This window comes from Streptomyces sp. NPDC014991, from assembly GCF_043080665.1.
Lineage (GTDB): Bacteria > Actinomycetota > Actinomycetes > Streptomycetales > Streptomycetaceae > Streptomyces.
Genome location: NZ_JBIBVY010000051.1, coordinates 1 through 5,022, shown reverse-complemented (window position 1 = coordinate 5,022; position 5,022 = coordinate 1). Strand labels below are relative to the sequence as shown.

General features: G+C 70.0%; 3 protein-coding genes and 2 pseudogenes. All 5 read right to left on the bottom strand.

Annotation, left to right across the window (positions count from 1 at the left end; genetic code table 11):
- Nucleotides 1-132: pseudogene (locus ACF1BE_RS34955) on the bottom strand (ATP-binding protein); the annotation flags it as partial.
- Nucleotides 113-676, bottom strand: coding sequence for a DUF742 domain-containing protein (locus ACF1BE_RS34950; protein WP_392203016.1), 564 nt, complete (start codon nucleotides 674-676; stop codon nucleotides 113-115). The gene ACF1BE_RS34950 and the pseudogene ACF1BE_RS34955, both read right to left, overlap by 20 nt.
- A 96-nt stretch (nucleotides 677-772) precedes the next feature.
- On the bottom strand, nucleotides 773-1,186 hold the full coding sequence (locus ACF1BE_RS34945) for a roadblock/LC7 domain-containing protein (protein WP_030948713.1): 414 nt from the start codon (nucleotides 1,184-1,186) through the stop codon (nucleotides 773-775).
- A 10-nt stretch (nucleotides 1,187-1,196) separates the two neighbouring features.
- On the bottom strand, nucleotides 1,197-4,535 hold the full coding sequence (locus tag ACF1BE_RS34940) for a nitrate- and nitrite sensing domain-containing protein (protein WP_392203015.1): 3,339 nt from the start codon (nucleotides 4,533-4,535) through the stop codon (nucleotides 1,197-1,199).
- Between the two features lie 388 nt (nucleotides 4,536-4,923).
- Nucleotides 4,924-5,022 (bottom strand): annotated as a pseudogene (locus tag ACF1BE_RS34935) (ATP-binding protein); the annotation flags it as partial.

Sequence of the window (5,022 nt, the reverse complement as noted above, 5' to 3'; positions counted from 1 at the left end):
TGTGCGCAGCGGGTTGATCTCCGAGACGGCGCCGACGAACGTGGTCTTGCCCACGCCGAAGCCGCCCGCCACCACGATCTTCGCGGAGGTGGTGGAGCGGGAAGGACCGCCGCTAGAGCTTGCGAAGTCCACTGAGCACCCTTTCGAGCAGTGTCACGTCTGGCTGGCCACCGGCGTTCTCGTCGCCGCCGGGCTGATGGATGGCGACCAGGCCCGCCTCCGCCAAGTCGGCGACGAGAATCCTGGCCACGCCGAGGGGGATCGTCAGCAGGGCCGAGACCTCGGCCACCGACTTGATCTCCCGGCACAGGTTGCAGATCCGCTGATGTTCGGGCAGCTGGCCCTGCATCTGGTGCGGAGCAGCGGTGGTGTGCACCAGTGCCTCGATGGCGAGCTGGTAGCGCGGGCGGGTCCGGCCGCCGGTCATGGCGTACGGACGCACCAGGGGGTTGTTCGCCGCCGGGGCCGGCTCGGGGCGGCGCTGCGGCTGCACCGGCTGGATGCGCGGGGCCGGGGGCTGGTCGTACGGGGACGGGCCGGGGCCCTGCGGGGCGTACGGCTGCCGGTGGCTGGGAGCGGAGGGGAAGTTGTACCGGTTCGCCGAGCCGTCGTCCTGACCCTGGGCAGGGCCGTACGACCAGTTGCCCGAGGACGAACTGCCTGGGGGTGTTGCCACTTTCTCCTCCTCCGACTGCGCCGGGCGCCCGAAAACCTGTGGAGCCGCGTCCCGAAACCTTACGGCCCCGGGACACGCAAACGCACCGTCCGATGACTAGTTGAGAAGGCTCCCCTGGAGCTCCGCGCGGAGATCCGGGGTGAGGACCGTGCCCGCGCGGTCCACCAGCAGGGCCATCTCGTACCCGATGAGGCCGATGTCCGCCTCCGGGTGGGCCAGGACCGCGAGCGACGAACCGTCGGAGATGGACATGAGGAACAGAAATCCCCGCTCCATCTCCACAACCGTCTGGTTCACGCTGCCGCCCTCGAAGATGCGCGAGGCACCGGCGGTCAGCGAGGTCAGACCGGAGGCGACGGCGGCGAGCTGGTCGGCACGGTCGCGGGGAAAGCCTTCGGACATCGCCAGAAGGAGTCCGTCGGCGGAGACCACCACCGTGTGGGACACCCCCGGGGTGTTGTCCACGAAGTTGGTGATCAACCAGTTCAGGTTCTGTGCCGCCTGGCTCATCGGGCTCACACTAACGCTCCTGGTTGTAGGTGCTGTCAGGACCACCGTGCTGATCGGTGGTTGCCTGGCCGTTCGTTTCACTGCCTGCGCTGCGTCCGCGCTGGACACCCCGGCGCAGGTTGCTCAGCCTGCCCCGGACGTCCTCCGGAGCGCGGGAGACCTGTGGGCCTCCCTGGGGAGTGTTCTCGGCGGCGCCCTCGACCAGATTGGCCTTGGGTACCCGCCGTGGCAGGCCGGAGGCGGTGACCCCGCCTGCCTTGGGCTTGCGGAGCTGGGCGGCCTGCTGCCAGCGCGCGTCGTTCGCCGAGCGCCAGTCGCCGTCGCCGCCCGCGGCCGGCGCCCCCGGAGCGTCACCCGGTGCGGGAGCCGGCGTGTCCTGCCGCACCCGCGCCGTGCCGTTCGCGGCGCCGGCGCCCTGGGGACCGCCCGCGGGTGAACCGCGGCGGGGCAGCCCGGCGTCGGTCAGCCGGGGCGCGGCGGAAGGAGCCGGATCCGGACGGTCGAAGCCTACGCGGTCGCGCTCACTCGTGTCAGCGGCCTGCGGAGCTTCCGCTTCCGGAGCGTACTGGGCCGGATGACCGTTCTGGTAGCCGTCCTGCTGGGGCCAGTCGTCCTGGTAGGACGGGGCCTGAGCCGGTTCCGCATACGCGGACTCGGGCTCCCCGTAGCCACCGTTCGGGGAGAAGCCGCCACTGGGCTGCTGCTCACCGTCCGGGGCGAAGTACTGCTCGTCGTACGGCTTCTCGTACGACCCCGAGTACATCTCCTGGTACGGCTGCTCCTGGTAGGACTGCTGCTCCTGGTACGACTGCTGTCCCGGGTACGACTGCTGGTCCTGGTACGGCTGCTCCTGGTAGGAGGCCTGCTGCCGCTCCTCGTACGCGGGCTCCTCGTACGGCGACTGCTGCGGCTGCTCCCGGTAGGACTGCTGCTGCCCCTCGAAGCGCGGGTCCCCGTAACCGGCCGCGTCCTGCTGCGGTTCGGCGGGGCGCTCGTCGTGGGACTGGGTCTCCAGGGCGGCGCGGCGCCCCTCCCGCATCAGGGAGCGGCCGACGGGGTCCAGGTCACGGGGGTCGTCGGGGACCTCGGTGTACCGGCTGTCGTCGAAGCCGAGTTCGGCGGCGGTCCGCAGCGGCGGCTGCTGTTGCTGCTGCTGGCCGAAGCTCTCACCCTGGAACTGCTGCTCCGGGATGATCTGCGAGACGGTGAACTCCTCGCGGTCCAGCGGGGCCTCGCCGCCACCGCCGTGCGTGATCGCGTCCGGCAGCATGACCAGGGAGGTCGTACCGGCCTGCTCGCCGGAGGGGCGCAGCTGGACCCGGATGCCGTGCCGGTCGGACAGCCGGCCGACCACGAACAGACCCATGCGCTGGGAGATCGCGACATCCACGGTCGGCGGGTTGGCCAGCTTGTGGTTGATGTCCGCGAAGTCCTCGGCCGTCAGGCCGATGCCCTTGTCGTGGATCTCGACCATGACGCGGCCGTCGGGCAGCCGGGTCGCCGTGACGCGGACCTTGGTCTGCGGGGAGGAGAACGTGGTGGCGTTCTCCAGCAGCTCGGCCAGCAGGTGCACGAGGTCGGTGACCGCGCGGCCGTGGATCTCGGCCTCCGGCACGCCCGACAGCTCGATGCGCTCGTACTGCTCCACCTCGGAGGAGGCGGCGCGCAGCACGTCGACCAGCGGGACCGGCTGGTCCCAGCGGCGGCCGGGCTCCTCGCCGGCGAGCACCAGGAGGTTCTCGCCGTTGCGGCGCATACGGGTCGCGAGGTGGTCCAGCCGGAAGAGGTTCTCCAGCTGGTCCGGGTCGGCCTCGTTGTTCTCCAGGTCGGTGATCAGGGTCAACTGGCCCTCGATCAGCGACTGGTTGCGGCGCGACAGGTTGGTGAAGATCGCGTTGATGTTGCCCCGCAGCAGCGCCTGCTCGGAGGCGAGCCGCACCGCCTCGCGGTGGACCTGGTCGAAGGCGCGGGCGACCTCGCCGATCTCGTCCTTGGTGGTGATGGGGATCGGCACCACCCGGGTGTCCACCCGGCCGGGATCGGTGCGGGACAGCTGGTCGACCAGCATCGGCAGACGCTGCTCGGCGATGCCGAAGGCGGCGTTGCGCAGCTGGCGCATCGCGCGGCTCATCTGGCGGGCCACCAGGCCGGCCAGGATGAACGCGGCCAGCAGGGCGATGACGACCACGGCACCCGTGATGAACGCCGAGGTCTTGGCGTCGTCGGCGATGCCCGACGCCTCGTTCACGGCCCGGTCCGCCATGTCGGACTCGATCTGGCGGTAGGCCTTGTACTTCAGGGTGTTCAGCGCCCACCAGTTCTCGGCGGTGATGCCGCCCTGGGCGAGCCCCTGACGGGTGACGTCGCTGGTGTCCTTCATGGTGGCCAGCGCGCCGACGAACTTGGACGGGTCGGACGGCGGGGCGACGTACCTCGGGTTGCGCGCCTTGGCCTCCTCGGCCAGGGCGGCGGCGTCCGACTTGATCTTCGACTCGGCGTCGGACAGCTTCTGCGCGTCGGCCTCGGTGCCACCACCGATGTACTCCTCCCGGGCGATGCGCTCCAGGTAGGCGTACGAGGACAGGGAGACCCGCTGGGTCGCCAGGTTCGGCGCGTCGGGGCCGGGGTTGACCAGCAGATGGGTGCCGATCGACCGCTCCAGCGACAGGGCCGCCTTGGTCAGCGACATGGCGTAGACGGTGCGGCCGTAGGAGGTGATGTTGCCGGTGCCCAGGCCGAGTTCGTTGGCGAACTCCATCAGGGGGTGCGAGATGGTGACGTACCCCTCCTCCGTCTCCACACCGTGGACCTTGGAGGTGTACGCGGCCTGGCGCAGCGTCGCCAGCTTGGGCTCGGCCTCACCGAACAGCTTCAGCCGGCGTACCAGGCCCGTCGTGCGCGGCATGCTCTTGGTCGCCTCGGCGAACGTGTCCGCGGCCTGGTCCGTGGCCTTGCGGGCCGCTTCGACGGTCTGCTTGTCGGCGGCGTCCTTCTTGTTCCGCAGCAGCGGGGCCGCGGTGACGTCACGCTCGTTCTCGAGGGCGTCGGCGTAACCGAGGGCCGCACGCACCAGACGGGCGGTGTTCTCGGCGTCGCGGGCCTGCTGCCAGGTGTCGATCGAGCTCTTCACCTGGAAGCCGCCCATGACGAGGCCGACCATCACGGGTATGAGCAGGATCGCGTTCAGACGGGTGGGTACCCGCCAGTTGCGCGGGGAGAGACGGCCGCCGCTGGACACGGGAGTGGCCGACGGCTCCGCTCCGGGCGCGGGGGTGGGCGCCGCAGCGCGCGGCGGCGGGGTGAAGTTGCCCCGCGCCGACGGCTCGGGACCGTTCTTGCTTCGCCTCACTCGACCAACAACCTTCCGGCGGTCGGCACCTTCGTCGTGCCGCAGTCTCTCAGAGCCCGGTTCGTCATCGACCACTCAGTACGCACTCAGTACGTCTTTGACCATTGGGCAGTTCAGGCATTCCAGCACGTGGACCAGTGCACATCCAAACACTGCAAACTTGGCGGTGGTGCAGTTGTAAACGCGAGATAAAACGGTCATAAAGAGCGAGGCCCGTCAAAAGGCGGGGCGTTCATGAGCACAGCGGCACCACGCGACCGCGTCGCGTGGCGGGACCGGAGGATTCCTCTGCCGAACTGTTATGAACGCCGGAGCCGACCGTGTCCAAGGCCACAGCCGGCTCCGAAACCTTTACGACAACTGCTCTGTCGCTCCTCGTGTCCGAGTGCTATCGCAGGCGCGCCATGAGGGCGTGTTCCACGAGCGTGATCAGCGCGCTCTTGGCGTCCGCGCGGTGGCGGGCGTCCGTCGTGATGATCGGGGTGTC